General features: G+C 64.3%; 13 protein-coding genes and 1 pseudogene. 12 read left to right on the forward strand and 2 right to left on the reverse strand.

The window, feature by feature from the left end; genetic code table 11:
• The first annotated feature begins 29 nt into the window (after positions 1–29).
• The 3 genes from WC739_RS13475 (at position 30) to WC739_RS13485 (ending at position 2,946) form a co-directional block, all read left to right on the forward strand.
• Positions 30–854: a DUF2189 domain-containing protein gene (locus WC739_RS13475; RefSeq protein ID WP_372953529.1), complete on the forward strand. Its 825-nt coding sequence runs from the start codon at positions 30–32 to the stop codon at positions 852–854.
• Between the two features lie 244 nt (positions 855–1,098).
• The gene (locus tag WC739_RS13480; RefSeq protein WP_372953530.1) at positions 1,099–1,959 is read left to right on the forward strand and encodes a TIGR01459 family HAD-type hydrolase; all 861 of its coding nucleotides are present in this window, start codon (positions 1,099–1,101) and stop codon (positions 1,957–1,959) included.
• Between the two features lie 6 nt (positions 1,960–1,965).
• Positions 1,966–2,946 (forward strand): bifunctional riboflavin kinase/FAD synthetase, encoded by a 981-nt coding sequence (locus WC739_RS13485; protein ID WP_372953531.1) that lies wholly within the window; start codon positions 1,966–1,968, stop codon positions 2,944–2,946.
• Here WC739_RS13485 and WC739_RS13490 read toward each other — a convergent pair whose 3' ends face one another.
• Positions 2,947–3,501 (reverse strand): HdeD family acid-resistance protein, encoded by a 555-nt coding sequence (locus WC739_RS13490; RefSeq protein WP_372953532.1) that lies wholly within the window; start codon positions 3,499–3,501, stop codon positions 2,947–2,949.
• A 191-nt stretch (positions 3,502–3,692) separates the two neighbouring features.
• On the opposite strand from WC739_RS13490, the gene WC739_RS13495 reads away from it, so the two are divergent.
• The 3 genes from WC739_RS13495 (at position 3,693) to WC739_RS13505 (ending at position 8,590) form a co-directional block, all read left to right on the forward strand.
• Positions 3,693–4,505, forward strand: coding sequence for a MipA/OmpV family protein (locus WC739_RS13495; RefSeq protein WP_372953533.1), 813 nt, complete (start codon positions 3,693–3,695; stop codon positions 4,503–4,505).
• Positions 4,506–4,738: 233 nt separating this feature from the next.
• Positions 4,739–7,702, forward strand: a complete 2,964-nt coding sequence (ileS, locus tag WC739_RS13500) for an isoleucine--tRNA ligase (RefSeq protein ID WP_372953534.1) — start codon at positions 4,739–4,741, stop codon at positions 7,700–7,702.
• A gap of 210 nt (positions 7,703–7,912) precedes the next feature.
• Entirely contained in the window at positions 7,913–8,590 is a 678-nt protein-coding gene (locus WC739_RS13505) for a hypothetical protein (protein ID WP_372953535.1), read from the forward strand.
• A gap of 21 nt (positions 8,591–8,611) precedes the next feature.
• Here WC739_RS13505 and WC739_RS13510 read toward each other — a convergent pair whose 3' ends face one another.
• A complete protein-coding gene (locus tag WC739_RS13510; RefSeq protein ID WP_372953552.1) occupies positions 8,612–9,064 on the reverse strand; it encodes a nucleoside deaminase in 453 nt (150 codons plus the stop codon).
• Positions 9,065–9,362: 298 nt separating this feature from the next.
• On the opposite strand from WC739_RS13510, the gene WC739_RS13515 reads away from it, so the two are divergent.
• The 6 genes and pseudogenes from WC739_RS13515 (at position 9,363) to WC739_RS13540 (ending at position 16,979) form a co-directional block, all read left to right on the forward strand.
• Positions 9,363–11,546, forward strand: coding sequence for a pseudouridine synthase (locus tag WC739_RS13515; RefSeq protein WP_372953536.1), 2,184 nt, complete (start codon positions 9,363–9,365; stop codon positions 11,544–11,546).
• Positions 11,547–11,559: 13 nt separating this feature from the next.
• Positions 11,560–12,114 carry a 16S rRNA (guanine(966)-N(2))-methyltransferase RsmD gene (gene rsmD / locus WC739_RS13520; RefSeq protein ID WP_372953537.1) on the forward strand — a complete coding sequence of 185 codons (555 nt, stop codon included), beginning with the start codon at positions 11,560–11,562 and terminating at the stop codon, positions 12,112–12,114.
• 120 nt (positions 12,115–12,234) lie between these two features.
• A complete protein-coding gene (locus tag WC739_RS13525; protein ID WP_372953538.1) occupies positions 12,235–13,605 on the forward strand; it encodes a M16 family metallopeptidase in 1,371 nt (456 codons plus the stop codon).
• 136 nt (positions 13,606–13,741) lie between these two features.
• Positions 13,742–15,122 (forward strand): annotated as a pseudogene (locus WC739_RS13530) (M16 family metallopeptidase).
• The gene (locus WC739_RS13535; protein WP_372953539.1) at positions 15,119–15,973 is read left to right on the forward strand and encodes a patatin-like phospholipase family protein; all 855 of its coding nucleotides are present in this window, start codon (positions 15,119–15,121) and stop codon (positions 15,971–15,973) included. The pseudogene WC739_RS13530 and the gene WC739_RS13535 overlap by 4 nt, the downstream one beginning before the upstream one ends.
• A gap of 106 nt (positions 15,974–16,079) precedes the next feature.
• Positions 16,080–16,979, forward strand: a complete 900-nt coding sequence (locus WC739_RS13540; protein ID WP_372953540.1) for an HNH endonuclease — start codon at positions 16,080–16,082, stop codon at positions 16,977–16,979.
• Positions 16,980–16,981 lie beyond the last annotated feature (2 nt).

Consider the following 16,981-nt stretch of genomic DNA (forward strand, 5'->3'; position numbering starts at 1 on the left):
TGACCGCCCCGACACACGGGAGGATGGTTATGGCCGGCTTTCATGTCATGGCGGACGCACGCGGAATGCATGTCCGGCCAACCGTCCGCCACATCACTACGGCTGATCTTTGGGAGGCGCTGCGGCTCGGTGCCGAGGACTTCTGGGCGAAGCCGTCGCACTACGTGTTCCTGTGCCTGATCTACCCGGCCGTCGGCCTGATCCTCACGCAATGGACGTCGGGCGCCAACGGCATCCAGCTGATCTATCCCCTGATGTCCGGCTTCGCGCTGGTCGGGCCGTTCGCGGCGATCGGCCTCTACGAGATCAGCCGCCGGCGGGAACTCGGCATGAACACCTCCTGGCGGCATGCGCTCGATGTGCGCCATTCACCGGCGATTCCATCGATTGCGGTGATCGGCATCATGCTGGTGGCTCTGTTCCTGCTGTGGCTCTACACCGCGCAGTCGATCTATACCGCCCTGTTTGGCGACCAGCCGCCGGCATCGATCACCGGCTTTGTGCGAGATGTGCTGACGACCGACAAGGGCTGGGCGCTGATCCTGGCCGGCAACGCCGCCGGCCTGGTCTTCGCCGTGGTCGTGCTGACCACCACCGTGGTTGCCTTCCCGCTGCTGCTTGACCGCGATGTCGGCGCTGTTTCGGCCATCGAGACCTCTGCCCGTGCGGCGTTGGCAAACCCGCTGCAAATGGCGGTCTGGGGTCTGTTGGTGGCCGTGCTGCTGGTCGTCGGTTCGATCCCGCTGTTTGCCGGCCTCGCCGTGGTGATGCCGGTGCTAGGCCATGCCACATGGCACCTCTATCGCAAGCTGATCGAGCCCGAGCGCTCGCAACCCACAAGGCGGCCGCTATAGTCGAAACGCCTCGACGCGAGGGCTGACTCTCGCGCCAAACGCCGGCATCTGCGACCCACGACGATGCCGGCGGCAGTGGCAGAGGGATCCCCACGGAAGCGCGAGCCCCAGAGCGCCGGTCGCGGCGATGTCCTGTTCATGCGTTGAAAGCTGGTGACAGGCCGGAGCGGTTCGGCTAATCCGGGCCGGCTGCGGCGAACCGTCTGTCGCGCTACCCGCAACGATCCGGACTGAAGGAAACGGCATGGCGGATTCGCCTGAAATCATCGCCTCGCTCGAAGACGTGTCGAAGGCCTATTCGGCAATCCTGTGCGACGTCTGGGGTGTCGTGCACAATGGCGAGGCTCCCTTTCCCGTGGCGGCCGCGGCCCTGGCGAGGGCCCAGGAGGCGGGACTCCCGGTCGTCCTGATCACCAACTCGCCGCGCAGACGTGCCGATGTCGTGGCGCAGATGAACGCAATCGGCGTTCCACCCTCGGCTTATGACCGGGTCGTCACCTCGGGCGACGTGACCCGCGACCTGATCGCCGAAGGCCCGCGCAAGATTTTCCATATTGGCGCCGACCGCGATCTGTCCCTCTACGACGGTCTCGATGTCGAGCTTGTCGAGGAATTCGAGGCGTCCGGCATCGTCTGCACCGGCCTGTTCGACGACGAGGTCGAGAAGCCGGATGACTACAAGGAACTGCTGCAACGGCTGCGCGCCAGGAACCTGCCCTTCATCTGTGCCAATCCCGATATCGTGGTCGAGCGCGGCGAACGCATCATCTGGTGCGCCGGTGCGCTGGCCCGCGACTATGCCCAGCTCGGCGGTCGTACGCTGATCGCCGGAAAACCCTATGCGCCGATCTACAAGGTCGCGATGAACGAGGTGGCGGACATCCTTGGCCGGCCGGTCGAGCGCGGTGAGGTGCTGGCCATCGGCGACGGCATGTTGACCGACGTGAAGGGCGCCGCCGACAATGGTTTCGATGTTCTCTATGTCTCCGGTGGTATCCATGCCCGCGATTATGGCGATGCGTCGCGACCCGATCCGGCAAGACTGTCGGCCTTTCTGGATAAGCATGGCTATCATCCGGTGGCCGTCATTCCCAAGCTGCGGTAGATGACGATGGCAGCCTTCCTGTACCTTCTGGCAACCGCGCCGGTGCCTGCCGAGTTGCGTGGCGGCGTGGTGGCGATCGGCAATTTTGACGGTGTCCACCGCGGCCATCAGGCGGTGCTCGAGCGGGCGCTGGCCGAAGCCGAACGGCGTGACGTGCCGGCCATGGTTCTGACCTTCGAGCCGCATCCGCGAAAGGTCTTCAGGCCCGACTTGCCGCTCTTCGTGCTGACGCCTCCGGCGATGAAGGCGCGGCTCCTGTCGTTGCTGGGTTTCGCAGCTCTGGTCGAGCAGCCCTTCACGCGCGACTTCGCCTCGTTGTCGGCGGAAGCGTTCGTGACCGATGTGCTGGAGGAGAGCCTTGGCGTCACTCATGCCGTGACCGGTTTCGATTTCCATTTCGGCAAGGACCGTCAAGGCGGCCCGGCCTATTTGATGGCCGCCGGCGAGCGCCACGGCTTCGGCGTCACGCTCGTCGACGCCTTTCGCGATGAGGGGGCGGAGGTGGTGTCGTCGAGCCGCATTCGCGGCCTGCTGGCCGAGGGCGAGGTGGCCGAGGCTGCCGGATTGCTTGGCTATCGCTTCACCGTCGGGGGTGAGGTCGTGGGCGGCCAGCAACTCGGCCGCACGCTTGGCTTTCCAACCGCCAATATGAGACTTTCCGCCGAGGCCGCCTTGAAGGAGGGCATCTATGCCGTCCGCTTTCGCCGCGCCGACGGCACGCTTCACGATGGCGTCGCCAGCTTCGGCCGTCGCCCGACCGTCGACGACAATGGCGCGCCGCTTCTGGAAACCTTCGTCTTCGATTTTTCCGGCAGCCTCTATGGCGAGACTTGCCAGGTATCCTTCTTCGGTTTCCTGCGCCCCGAGCTGAAGTTCGAAGGACTGGAAGCGCTGGTGACACAGATGAAGCACGACGAGGCCGAGGCGCGCGCCCTGCTCTCCGGCGTCAGGCCGCTCTCCGACCTCGACGCCGCTATGGCCTTCTAGCTATTTCTTCAGCGCCAGGCCGAGGGCGATGAAGGTCCAGCCCTGGAACATCAGGTCGATTGCCAGGAAAAGCCCAAGCACCCAGATGCTGTTGACCGGCCAGCCCATGGCGATGATCAGGCCCGCAAGCACACTGATGAGGCCGGCCGCGACGACCCAGCCCCAGCCGCGTTCCGGCCGGTGGCTATAGCCAACCCAGGCCCGAAGCGCCCCGGAAGCGACGAGCGCGATGGCCAGCAGGAACGTCAGCACCGCCGAGGCGAGCAGCGGATTGTCGAAGGCGAAGAAGCCGGCGATTGCATAAAGCAGGCCGCTCAGCAGCCAGTAGAAGAAGCGGCTCCAGGTCTTGACGCCGAAGGCATGCACGATCTCGATGACGCCGGCCATCAGCATCAGCCATCCCACGACATAGACCGAAGCCACCGTGGCGACGAACAGATTGCCGAAGGCTATGCCGCCGAAGATGAGCAGGAGCACGCCGAGCGCGACAAACCACCCCCATTTCGCCCGGGTCTGGATGATTGCGGTTTTCAAGGCGTCGCCATGCAAGGTCATGTCGCGGGTTCCATCGGGGAGCGGGGAATGCTGCCAAGGGGACGTTAGTCCCGGCGCCGGCCGGCGTCCAGTCGCCAACAAGGCAAGGATTGCTGCGAAACGCGACCGGATGTCTCCGTTAAATCAAATTTTACCACACAGCCCTCAAAGCTGTCCGTGCTAGCCATGTGTATTGTGTTAATGGAGTGGCCATGAGTCCGGTTGGGAAAATTTCTGCGGTACTGGCCACGGTGATGCTGGCCATGCCTGGCGCGGCCGAAGCCGGGGAGGGCACGTTCGGATGGCTCTCCGGCGACTGGTATCTGACCATTGGCGCCACCGGCATGGTCGCGCCGAATTTCGAGGGCGGCAAGAAGTACCTGCTCAGCGCCTCGCCGATCATTTCCCTTGGCAAGGCCGGCCCTGAGGCCCGCTTCACGTCGCGCAACGACAACATCTCGCTGGCCTTGGTGGATGATGGCAGCATTCGCGCCGGCCTGACGGGAAAATTCCTGTTTTCCCGGGATGATGGCGACGCCGACGAGCTGAGAGGCCTCGATCCTGTGCGCTGGGGCGGCGAGGTCGGCGGCTTCTTCGAATTCTATCCGACGGACTGGATCCGCGCGCGCGCGGAACTTCGCCACGGCATCCGCGCCCACAATGGTTTCGTCGCCGATATCGCGGCCGACGCCTTCTACGATGTCACGTCAGCCATCAGGATTTCGGGAGGACCGCGCGTTTCGTTCGCATCGTCGAAATATTTCGATGCCTATTACGGCGTCGACGCTCAGGAGGCGGTGGCCTCGGGCCTGAGCGAATATCACCCCGGCGGCGGACTGAAATCGGCGGGCCTCGGCGGCGCCGTAACCTGGAAGGTGACCGAGCCGATGACCGCCAGCCTTTTTGGCGAGTATTCCCGCCTGATGGGCCCGGCCGCCGATTCAAGCCTGGTCAGGGAGCGTGGCGACCGCAACCAGTTCACGGTCGGCGTCTCGACCACCTATCGCTTCGATTTCACGATGTAGGCGAATCCGGCGCGGGACGCTTTATTCCTGCGCCCATCTCCGCTAAAAGCCCATCGATGACGAGCTTTCCGCGCCTTTACGCGTCGACGATACGAATTACCGGCCCGGTGTTCCGGGCGGCCTGACGGCCGCCGGAGCCGCCGGGAATGTTGCGCGCGATCTCTCGCGCTTTTTCCAGATCATGATAGTTCAAAGCCGCAGGCCGCATGGCCCGGCACACCCATGGCAGACCGATGACCGAAGAAAATCAATCAACGATCGATTATTCAAAGACGCTTTACCTGCCGCTGACGGATTTCCCGATGCGCGCCGGCTTGCCCGAAAAGGAGCCGCTGCTGGTCAAGCGCTGGCAGGACATGGACCTTTACAGAAAGCTCCGGGAGAGCGCCGCCGGCCGCACCAAATACGTGCTGCATGACGGTCCGCCCTACGCCAACGGCAACATCCATATCGGCCACGCGCTGAACAAGATCCTCAAGGACGTCATCACCCGCTCGTTCCAGATGCGCGGCTACGACTCGAACTATGTGCCGGGCTGGGATTGCCACGGCCTGCCGATCGAGTGGAAGATCGAGGAACAGTACCGCGCCAAGGGCAAGAACAAGGACGAGGTGCCGGTCAACGAATTCCGCAGGGAATGCCGTGACTTCGCCGCCCACTGGATTTCCGTGCAGGGGGGCGAATTCCAGCGCCTCGGCGTCGTCGGCGATTTCAAGAACCCCTACACGACCATGGCGTTCCACTCGGAGTCGCGTATCGCCGGAGAACTGCTGAAGTTCGCCATGTCGGGCCAGCTCTATCGCGGCTCCAAGCCGGTGATGTGGAGCGTGGTCGAGCGCACTGCGCTGGCCGAGGCCGAGGTCGAGTACCAGGATTACGAGTCCGACACGATCTGGGTGAAGTTTCCGATCGTCAGCCTTGTCCATCCCGTGGATGGCGAGACCAGCCTGTCGGAGGGTGCGCTCGATCTGCTGCAGGCCCACGTCGTCATCTGGACGACGACGCCATGGACGATCCCCGGCAACCGGGCGGTCAACTATTCGCCGCGCATCAGTTACGGCCTCTACGAGGTCACCGAGGCGGAAAATGCGTTTGGTCCGCAGCCGGGCGAAAAGCTGATCTTCGCCGACGCACTGGCGCAAGACTCCGCGACAAAGGCCAAGATCAGCTTGAATCGCCTTCGCAACGTTTCCGCCGAAGAGCTTGGAAGCCTTACGCTTGCGCATCCGTTCAAGGGTTTTGGCGGCGGCTATGAATTCGATGTGCCGATGCTTGCCGGCGATCATGTCACCGACGATGCCGGCACCGGCTTCGTCCACACAGCGCCCGGCCATGGCCGCGAGGATTTCGACGCCTGGATGGACGCGGGCGCCGGCCTGCGCGCGCGCGGCATCGATCCCGCCATCCCCTTCACCGTCGACGATGCCGGCTTCTTCACCAAGGACGCGCCGGGCTTCGGCCCCGACCGCGAGGGTGGCGCGGCCCGCGTCATCGACGACAATGGCAAGAAGGGCAATGCCAACCAAGCGGTCATCGACGAGCTGATCAAGCGCAACGCGCTGTTCGCGCGCGGCCGCTTGAAGCATTCCTATCCGCATTCGTGGCGGTCGAAGAAGCCGATCATCTTCCGCAACACGCCGCAATGGTTCGTCTACATGGACAAGGACCTTGGCGACGGCACGACGCTGCGCAGCCGGGCGCTCAAGGCCATCGACGACACGCGTTTCGTGCCGGCCGCCGGACAGAACCGCATCCGCGCCATGATCGAGGAGCGCCCCGACTGGGTGCTGTCGCGCCAGCGGGCCTGGGGCGTGCCCATCGCCGTGTTCGCCGATGCCGACGGCAATGTGCTGAAGGATGAGGCCGTCAACCAGCGCATCATGGATGCCTTCGAGCAGGAAGGCGCCGACGCCTGGTTCGCGGCCGGCGCCAAGGAGCGTTTTCTCGGCAATCACGATGCGTCCAAATGGAAGCAGGTGATGGACATCCTCGACGTCTGGTTCGATTCGGGCTCGACGCATGCCTTCACGCTGGAGGATCGTCCCGACCTGAAGTGGCCGGCCGACGTCTATCTCGAAGGCTCCGACCAGCATCGCGGCTGGTTCCACTCCTCGCTGCTCGAAAGCTGCGGCACAAGGGGCAGGGCCCCTTATGAGGCCGTCGTCACGCATGGCTTCACCATGGACGAGGACGGCCGCAAGATGTCGAAGTCGCTCGGCAACACCGTCGTGCCGCAGGACGTCATCAAGCAGTCCGGCGCCGACATCCTGCGCCTGTGGGTGGTGACGACCGACTATTGGGAAGATCAGCGGCTCGGCAAGAACGTGCTGCAGACCAACATCGACGCCTACCGCAAGCTGCGCAACACCATTCGCTGGATGCTGGGCACACTCGCGCATGACGACGGCGAAGTGGTGGCGCTTGGAGATATGCCGGAGCTCGAACGGCTGATGCTGCACCGGCTGGCCGAACTGGATGAAGTGGTGCGCTCGGGCTACGACGCCTTCGAGTTCAAGCGCGTCACCCGCACTCTGCTCGATTTCATGGTGGTCGAGTTGTCGGCCTTCTATTTCGACGTCCGCAAGGACGCACTCTACTGCGACGGGCCGTCGAGCCTGAAGCGCAAGGCTTCCGTGCAGGTGGTGCGTCACCTCTTCGACTGCCTGGTGAAATGGCTGGCGCCGATGCTGCCCTTCACTACGGAGGAAGCCTGGCTCGATCGCCATCCCGACGCCGTCTCGGTGCATCTCGACCAGTTCCCGCAAATCCCCGGCGATTGGAAGAACGAGGCGCTGGCCGAAAAGTGGCGCAAGGTGCGGCAGGTTCGCCGCGTCGTCACCGGCGCCCTGGAAATCGCGCGCGCCCAGAAGGTGATCGGCTCGTCGCTGGAAGCGGTTCCTGTCGTCACCATCAACGACGCGGCGCTCGAAGCGGCGATTGCAGATGTTGACATGGCCGAGATGGCGATCACCAGCGACCTGGTCGTCACCCATGGAGAGGCGGCGGCCGGTGCCTTCACGCTCGACGATGTCAGGGGTGTCGCCGTCGTGGTCGAAAAGGCCGAGGATCGCGGCCTGGTCAAATGCGCCCGCTCCTGGCGCTACACCGCCGATGTCGGGCAGGATGCCGCATTCCCCGATGTTTCGGCGCGCGATGCGGCTGTGCTGCATGAGCTGAAGGCGCTTGGCCGGCTTTGATCGGCCGGCGAGCGGCTTGATCGGTGCACAAATGCCACGCCGGGCGGGCGAAGACCGCCCGTGCGTTGCCCTGAACGAGTGGTTGAGGTAAACACGCGAAACTCCGGAAGACAAATTGTCGCCGGATTTCCGTCGCAAGTGCTTGGATGATGGGGACCGGACCTTGGACCGGTGGCAATCGAGAGGCTGTCTAGAGTGGGACTGTTTGGCATGACCGAGAGATTCAACGCGCGCCTGGCGCTGCTGGCGCCGCTTGTCGCATCGGGCCTCGCTCTGTCCGGCTGCATGGGCTCGCCGACCTACGGCACCGACAAGACCGCCGGCGAGCAGCTGGCCGGCGACCTGTCTGGCGCCTTCTCCTTCGCGCCGAAGCGCAAGGAACAGATCGACTACAAGCCGCGCCCGACGCTGGTGAAGCCGGCGCCCGGTCAGAAGGGCGCGTTGCCGACGCCGCAGGACAGCATCGAGACGGCAAGCGCCGATTGGCCCGAATCGCCCGAGCAACGCCGCGCTCGCCTGCGCGCCGACGCCACCGCGCATCAGAACGATCCGTCCTATCAGTCAGAGATCGTCGACGACGTGCAGACCGATCCGGCTTCGGTGAAGAGGGCAATGGCGGAGTCAGGCTCGAGCCATCCGCCGGCATGGTCGCCCGCGGATTCCGACAAGGGTCGCGCCGCCGAGATCCAGCGTCGTCTTGCCGACAGCAAGCAAGGTGACCCGAACACCCGCAAATATCTGAGCGAACCGCCGGTGCAGTATCGCGTCGCCGCCGGCACCGCGCCGCAGGGCGACCTCGGCGAGGACGAATACAAGAAGGAACGCCGCCTCAAGAAAGAGGCAGAGGGCAAGAAGGGCGGCTGGTTCGACTGGCTGCCTTCCCTGTAAATCCTTTCGTCCTGACCGCGCCTAAAGATCGCGCCGTTCGCGGAAGAAATCTTTCAGCAGCAGGGCGGCCTCGGTTTCGCCGAGGCCTGCATAGATATCTGGCCTGTGGTGGCAGGTCGGCGAGGCGAAGAAGCGCACGCCATTGACCACTCCGCCGCCCTTCTCATCCGCCGCGCCGAAATAGAGCCGGCGCAGCCGGGAAAACGAAATGGCCGCGGCGCACATGGCGCAAGGCTCCAGCGTTACATAGAGATCGTGGCCGGGAAGCCGTTCGGATGAGAGTTCGCGGCACGCCTCGCGAATCACCAGGATCTCGGCATGGGCTGTCGGATCGGCAAGTTCGCGGGTGCGGTTGCCGGCGCTGGCGACGATCTTGCCTTCGCTGACGATGACGGCCCCGACTGGCACCTCGCCGCGCAGGGCGGCAGCCTCCGCCTCCTTCAGCGCCAGGGCCATGAAATCCGGCCGCCTCACGCGCGTTTCCATTCCGGTTGTCTCCTCGCCACTCCAGTTCCTGGTTTCCGTCTGTCTTTCCGGAAAAACCGTTCTCCACTATTTCTCTGAAAGACTGTCTGGTGACCCTGTTTCTCCGGAAAAGCCGTTCTCCACTTTTCCCTGACAAACTCCGACGATCCTGTTATTGAGCGCATCAACCCGAAAATCGGACTCGATTTTCGGAAATGATCATGCGCCAAATCAGAAATGCACCAGCGTTCGTTGCGCGCCCGAAAGGATGCGCCACGCTGTAGCAGCGCAAATGGACAAAGGCCACATGGACGACAACGACAAGAAATCTCCGCGCCAGAAAGGCCCGGGCAAGAAACCAGCGGCTCCGAGAGGGGAGAGGGGCGGCAAGCCGTCCTTTGGCGCGAAGAAACCCCACACGCCGCGCGGCGACAGGCCGATGGCCGCCGAAGGGGAGCGGCCGAAGCGGGATTTTAAGAGCGGCGACAAGCCCTTCAGCAAAGGCCCACGCAAGCCGTACGCACCGCGCGGCGACCGTCCCGTCGCAGCCGAAGGCGAGCGCAAGCCTTATGAAAAGCGCGAGGGGCCACGCAAACCCTACGCACCGCGCGGCGACCGTCCCGTCGCAGCCGAAGGCGAGCGCAAGCCTTACGAAAAGCGCGAAGGCCCGCGCAAACCCTACGCACCGCGCGGCGATCGTCCCGTCGCAGCCGAAGGCGAGCGCAAGCCGTATGAAAAGCGCGAGGGGCCGCGCAAACCCTACGCACCGCGGGGCGATCGTCCGGTCGCGGCTGAAGGCGATCGCAAGCCCTATGAAAAGCGTGAAGGCCCACGCAAACCCTACGCACCGCGCGGCGACCGTCCGGCGGCAGTCGAAGGCGATCGCAAGCCCTATGAAAAGCGCGAAGGGCCGCGCAAGCCTTACGCACCGCGCGGCGACCGTCCGGTTGGCGCGGCGGCGGAGGGCGGCGAACAGCGCTTCGACCGTCCCAAGCGCGATTTCAGTGACCGTCCGACACGTGACTTCGCCGATCGCCCCAAGCGCGACCTTGGTGGTGATCGACCCAAGCGCGACTTCGGCGATCGGCCGCAAGGGGCTTCGGGTGGCGGCTTCAAGCCGCGCCCGCGCGCCGAGGACGCGACGGAAGAAGCGGGCGAGCGCATCGCCAAGCGGCTGGCCCGCGCCGGCCTTGCCTCGCGCCGTGACGCCGAGGAACTGATCGCCGCCGGCCGCGTCAAGGTCAATGGCCGCGCGCTGACCTCGCCGGCTTTCAACGTCATGCCGAGTGACATCATCCATCTCGACGGCATGGAAATTCCGCCGATCGAGCGCACGCGCCTGTTCCTGTTCCACAAGCCGGCGGGTGTTGTCACGACCAACCGTGATCCCGAAGGCCGCAAAACCGTATTCGACGTGTTGCCGGCGGAATTGCCCCGGCTGATGACCATAGGCCGCCTCGACATCAATACCGAGGGCCTGCTGCTGCTGACCAATGATGGCGGCCTGTCGCGCGTGCTGGAATTGCCGGCCACCGGCTGGCTGCGCCGCTACCGCGTGCGCGTCCACGGCAAGGTCGAGGAAAGCGCGCTTGCCGGCCTGCGTGAAGGCATCGCCGTCGACGGCGTCTTCTATGGCGCCATCGAGGCGACGCTGGACCGTGAGCAAGGCACCAACGCCTGGCTGACCATCGGCCTGCGCGAAGGCAAGAACCGCGAAGTCAGGAACATACTGGGCTCGCTCGGCCTCGACGTGACACGGCTGATCCGCATCTCCTACGGTCCGTTCCAGCTCGACGACCTCGCCGAGGGACATGTTCAGGAGATCAACGGCAGGGTGTTGCGCGACCAGCTTGGCGAACGCCTGGTCGAGGAATCCGGCGCCAATTTCGATGCCGACATCACCAAGCCGTTTTCCAACAAGCCGGTACGGCGCACCGAAATCCGCGAGCCGGAACCCGAGAAGCCGAAATTCACCCGTGACGGCGAGCGCCGGCCGATCGGCGAGGGTGGGCTGATCAAGAACCGCAAGCGCCGCGAAGGCAGCCGCGACGAGGCGCTGGGCAAGCTGTCGACAAGTCCCGACAGGAGCGCGGAAAAGAGCTTCGGCGAACGCCCGTCCAGGCCCGAACGCGGTGGTTTCGGCGACAAGCCCCGTGGCAGCTTTGGCGACAAACCGCGCGGCGGCTTCGGAGACAAGCCGCGCGGCGGTTTTGGCGGCAAGAAGCCGGAGCGCGAGCAGAAGCCGATCGAACCGCCCGGCCAGCGCAAGGCCAATGTCTGGATGGCGCCCGGCGCCCGCCCGATCGGCAAGGGCAGGGCCGAAGCCGATGCCGCCAAGGCGGCGGACGCCAAGGCACGCAAGGCATCGTTCAAGCCATCCTATGGCAAGCCTGCCGGAGCCAAGCCGTTCGGCAAGCCGCGTGGCGAACGCCCCGGCGGTGCGGGCGGCGAGCGGCCCCGCAATGGCCCGCGGGGACCGAAAGCCAGATGAGGCCCGGACTGACATGAGAATCGTCGGCGGGGAGTTTCGTGGGCGCCCGCTGGCGACGCCCCGTAGCAGCGCCATTCGCCCGACGACCGATCGCACGCGCGAGGCCGTCTTCAACGTGCTAGCCCATCGCTTTGCCGACCAGCTGGACGGCGCGCGCGTGCTCGACCTGTTCGCCGGCACCGGCGCGCTTGGTCTCGAAGCGCTATCGCGCGGCGCGTCCTATGGCGTGTTCATCGAGGAATCGGCGGAGGGCCGTGGCCTGATTCGCGACAATGTCGAGGCGTTCGGCCTGACGGGGCGCACCAAGATCTTCCGGCGCGACGCGACGGGGCTTGGCGAGGCAGGCACGCTGGCGCCGTTCGGCCTCGTCTTCGCCGACCCGCCCTATGGCAAGGGTCTTGGCGAGCGCGCCTTGCAATCGGCGAAGGCCGGCGGCTGGCTGCGGCCGGGTGCGCTGTGCGTGGTCGAGGAGGCTGCTGCGGCGCCGTTCGAGCCAGGTCCGGGCTTTTCCGTGCTGGACGAGCGCAATTACGGTGAGACCGTCATCCGCTTCATCGAGGCGGCCTGATACGGTTGCGTTCACGGGCGGCCTCTTTACCGCCGCCTTTGCCGGCAACATGACCAACAATTCACTTTGCTTGTGGTGCAGACCCTGCCTATCGTTCTGTCGAGGAAACCGGAGCCGTTGATGACATTTCAGGCTGGATGGCTGCGCGCGACGCTGCTTTCGACAACGCTGGCTTTGACCATGACCGGGCCGGTCCTGGCCGACAGGGCGCCGGACGCGTTCAAGGTGACGGACTTCCTGCTCGACAACGGCATGGAGGTCGTGGTCATCCCCGATCACCGCGCGCCGATCGTCACCCACATGGTGTGGTACAAGATCGGCAGCGCCGACGAGCCGGCGGGCAAGTCCGGCATCGCCCATTTCTTCGAGCATCTGATGTTCAAGGCGACGACCAACCACGCCGCCGGCGAATTCGACCGCGCCATTGCCGATATCGGCGGCTCGAACAACGCTTTCACCTCCTATGACTACACCGCCTTCTATGAGACGGTGGCGCCGTCGGCGCTTGGACAGATGATGAGCTTCGAGGCCGATCGGATGCGCAACCTCATCCTCACCGACGATGTCATTAAGACGGAGCGCGACGTCATCCTCGAGGAGCGCCGGTCGCGCATCGACAACAATCCGCAGGCGGTGCTGGACGAGGAGGTCGATGCGACGCTGTGGCAGAACCAGCCCTATCGCATTCCCGTCATCGGCTGGATGCAGGAGATGCAGCAGCTGAACCGCACCGATGCCACGGCCTTCTATGACAAATATTACCGGCCCAACAATGCCGTGTTGATCGTGGCCGGCGATGTCGAGCCGGAAACGGTGCGGGCGCTGGCCGAGAAGACCTATGGCAAGGTGGCGCGCGGCCCCGATCTGCCGCCGCGCATCCGTCCGGTCGAGCCGGAGCAGAACACCAAGCGCACGGTCACGCTGTCCGACGCGCGGGTCAGCGTACCGAGTTTCTCGACGCAATGGGTGGTGCCGTCCTATCACTCGGGCAAGCCGGGCGAGGCCGAAGCGCTCGACCTGCTGGCCGAGATTCTTGGCGGCGGCAATCGCAGCCGGCTCTACCAGGCGCTCGTCGTCCAGCAAGGCATCGCTTCCAATGCCGGTGCCTTTTTCCAGGGCACCATGCTCGACGATACCAATTTCACCGTCTACGGCGCCCCGCGCGGCGACGCCAGGCTGGCCGACGTCGAAGCGGCCGTCGATGCGGAAGTAGCGCGCATCGTCAAGGATGGCGTCACCCCATCGGAGCTGGAAAAGGCCAAGGATCGCTATGTCAGGTCGATGATCTTCGCCCGCGACAAGCAGGATTCGATGGCCAATATCTACGGCGCGACGCTGGCCACCGGCGGCAATGTCCAGGACGTCCAGCAATGGCCGGACCGCATCCGCGCGGTCACCGCCGACGAGGTCAAGGCCGCGGCGGCTCGCTATCTGGTGCTCGGCCGGTCGACGACGGGCTATCTCTTGCCGCAACAACAGGCGGGGAATTGATGATGATGAACGAGCGCGACGTGGCGAGAGCGCCTTCCCTTCTCCCCCTGTGGGAGAAGGTGGATCGGCGCGTAGCGCCGAGACGGATGAGGGGTGCTGCGCGGAGTGCCGCTGTTGCCAGGCTGGAACACCCCTCATCCGACCGAGCTTCGCTCGGCCACCTTCTCCCGCAAGGGGAGAAGGCAAGACCGCACGGTGCGACCCTTCTCGCAACCCTCTTCCTCTCCATCGTCTTCCTGATCCTGCCCGCCATCACCGCGCGCGCCATGGACATCCAGTCCGTCACCTCGCCCAAGGGCATCACCGCCTGGCTGGTGGAGGATTATTCCGTGCCGATCGTCGCCATCCGCTTCGTCTTCGACGGCGGCTCGACGCAGGATCCGCCGGGCAAGGAGGGGTTGGCCAATCTGATGACCGGCCTGTTCGACGAAGGCGCGGGTCCTCTCGACAGCGAAGCCTTCCAGATCAAGCTCGACGATGCCGGCGCCGAGATGAGTTTCGAGGAGAGCCGCGACGGCGTCTACGGCTCGATGCGCATGCTTGCCGAGCAGCGTGATGCGGCCTTCGACCTGTTGCGCCTGGCCGTCAACGAGCCGCGCTTCGACCAGCTGCCGATCGACCGCATCCGCGGCCAGATCCTGTCCGGCATCATCGCCGGCGAGAACGACCCCGATACGGTTGCCCAGAACAAATGGGCGCGTGCGCTGTATGGCGACCATCCCTATTCCCGCTCCGACCAGGGCACCAGGCAAAGCATCGCCGCCATCACGCCGGATGATCTGAAAGCCTTGCACCGGGCGGTTTTCGCGAGGAACGGCCTGCATGTCGCGGTCGTGGGCGCCATCGATGCCGAGACGCTGAAGAAGAAGCTGGACATGGTGTTCGGCGACCTGCCGCAAAACCAGGCGCTCGCCCCGGTCGCCAATATCGACCCGAAACTGGCGCAGCATGTCGAGGTCGACTACGACCTGCCGCAGACCTCGCTGCAGCTCGCCTATCCCGGCGTCAAACGCAAGGATCCGGATTTCTTCGCCGCCGTTCTGATGAACGAGATCCTCGGCGGCGGCACCTTCACCTCGCGCCTGTTCCAGGAAGTGCGCGAAAAGCGCGGCTTGGCCTACAGCGTCAACTCATCGCTGATCAACCAGGACCATGCCAGCGCGCTGATCGTCAGCACCGGCACGCGCTCCGACCGCGCGGCCGAGACGCTGGGCATCGTCCGCGACGTGGTCAAGCGACTGGCCGAGGAGGGGCCGACCGAGGCCGAACTGGCGGCGACCAAGAAATACATGATTGGCGCCTACGCTATCAACAATCTCGATTCGTCGAGTTCCATCGCGGCCACGCTGGTCGAGCTGCAGCTCGACGATCTCGGCATCGATTACATGCAGCGCCGCGCCGCCTTGATCAACGGGGTGACGCTCGAGCAGGTCAAGGCGGCGGCGAAGAAGCTGCTATCGGCCGAACCGACCATCATGGTCATCGGGCCGAAGCTCGCGCAGTCCGGCAAGGGATGAGCCCGACCTTCGGCATCGCCTTCGGCGGCGGCGGTGCGCGCGGGCTGGCGCATATCCATGTCATCGAGGCGCTGGACGAACTTGGCATCAAGCCGGTGACCATCGCCGGCTCGTCGATCGGCGCCATCATGGGCGCCGGCATGGCCTCGGGCATGACCGGCAGGGAAATCCATGATTACGCCCGTTCGATCCTTGGCCGCCGCGCCGAAGTGGCGAGCCGCATGTGGCGGGCGCGGCCGGGCACCATCGCCGAAGCCATGCAGGGCGGCATCCGCGTCAGCCAGTTCAATGTCGAGCGCATCCTCAAGGCCTTCCTGCCCGAGGCGATCCCCGAAACCTTTGCCGAGCTGAAAATCCCGCTGAAGGTGACCGCGACCGACTATTTCGGCCACAAGCTTGCGGTGTTCGACAGTGGCGACCTGCATTCCGCCCTTGCCGCCTCGGCCGCCATCCCCGCCGTCTTCCGCCCGGTGGAGCGTGACGGCAGGCTGCTGATCGACGGCGGCATCTACAACCCGGTGCCGTTCGACCTGATCGAAACCGAGGCCGACATCATTATCGCCGTAGACGTCGTCGGCGGGCCGGAAGAGGCCGATCGCAAGCAGCCGACCTCCGTCGACCTGATGTTCGGCGCCACGCAGCTGATGATGCAGTCGATCATCGCCAACAAGCTGAAACAGGGCCGCCCCGACATCCTCATCCGCCCGGCCGTATCGAAATTCCGCGTGCTCGATTTCCTGAAGATCGACGCGCTGATGAACGAGACAGCGGATATCAAAGACGAACTGAAGCGGCAGGTGGAGAAGGTGCTGGTGGCGCGGAAAGGGAAGGGCAAGCGAGTGGCTGGGTGACCGTTTAAATGCGGAAAGACTTTCTGCGACCTGGACTAACCGCTCAACATCGGATTTGCTGCCGGACCTGAGGTGCTGACCTCCAAACAAGCGTTTGCATAATATCATGGGATTTGGGGTTTTCATCCACCGTTCGGACTCAATCTACGATGACAGCCCCGCTGAGCGATATCAGTTCCCTAGCCAGTATCTGCGTCGTGTGGAAGCATGCGTGGGTGATTGGATCATCTACTATGAGCCTAGCAAGGTAGACGATACCCGTGGCTATTTCGCCGTGGCCAAAATCCAGCAAGTCATCGCCGATCCCTCGGCGCCCGGCATGTATCTGGCTCTGATTGAGCCGGGGTCATACCTCGATTTCGCCAATCCAGTCCCCTTTAATGGGACAGACGGTCCCGTTGAGCGGGGTCTGCTTAACGAACAAGGGCGGATTTCCGGTCGCGCTCAATCGGCCGTAAGGTCAATTAGTCTGAGCGACTTCAATCGCATTGTCGACCTGGGCCTTGATACGCGACAGCCGTTGCTACCACGCGTGGACGAGCATGGCATTTCACCCGGGTTTCAGGACCAAGACGCTCCGTTTCTGTTCGAGCAGGATCGCAGCCGTGTGAGCTACATTGGATCGCGAATCGTACGGGACCGCATTTTCCGTAGCGTCGTCTTGCGCGCCTATGATGAACGGTGCGCGATTACGGGTCTCAAGCTGATTAATGGAGGCGGCCGGGCAGAAGTTTCTGCGGCGCATATCCGGCCGGTGGAAAGCAACGGCCCCGATATCGTCAACAATGGGATCGCGCTGTCGGGTACGGCCCATTGGATGTTTGATCGTGGATTGATCAGCCTATCGGACGATCTGGAAATCCTGATCTCGCGACACGTCAATGATCCCGATAGTGTCCATGGGTTTATAAACAGGTCTCGCCGCGCGCTTCCGCCGCGACGACAAGTTGAACGCCCGCATCCTCATTTCTTGAAATGGCATCGCGAGCACTGTTTCAAACAGTGATG

The sequence above is a fragment of the Mesorhizobium sp. genome (assembly GCF_041661565.1).
In the GTDB taxonomy this organism is placed as follows: Bacteria; Pseudomonadota; Alphaproteobacteria; order Rhizobiales; family Rhizobiaceae; genus Mesorhizobium.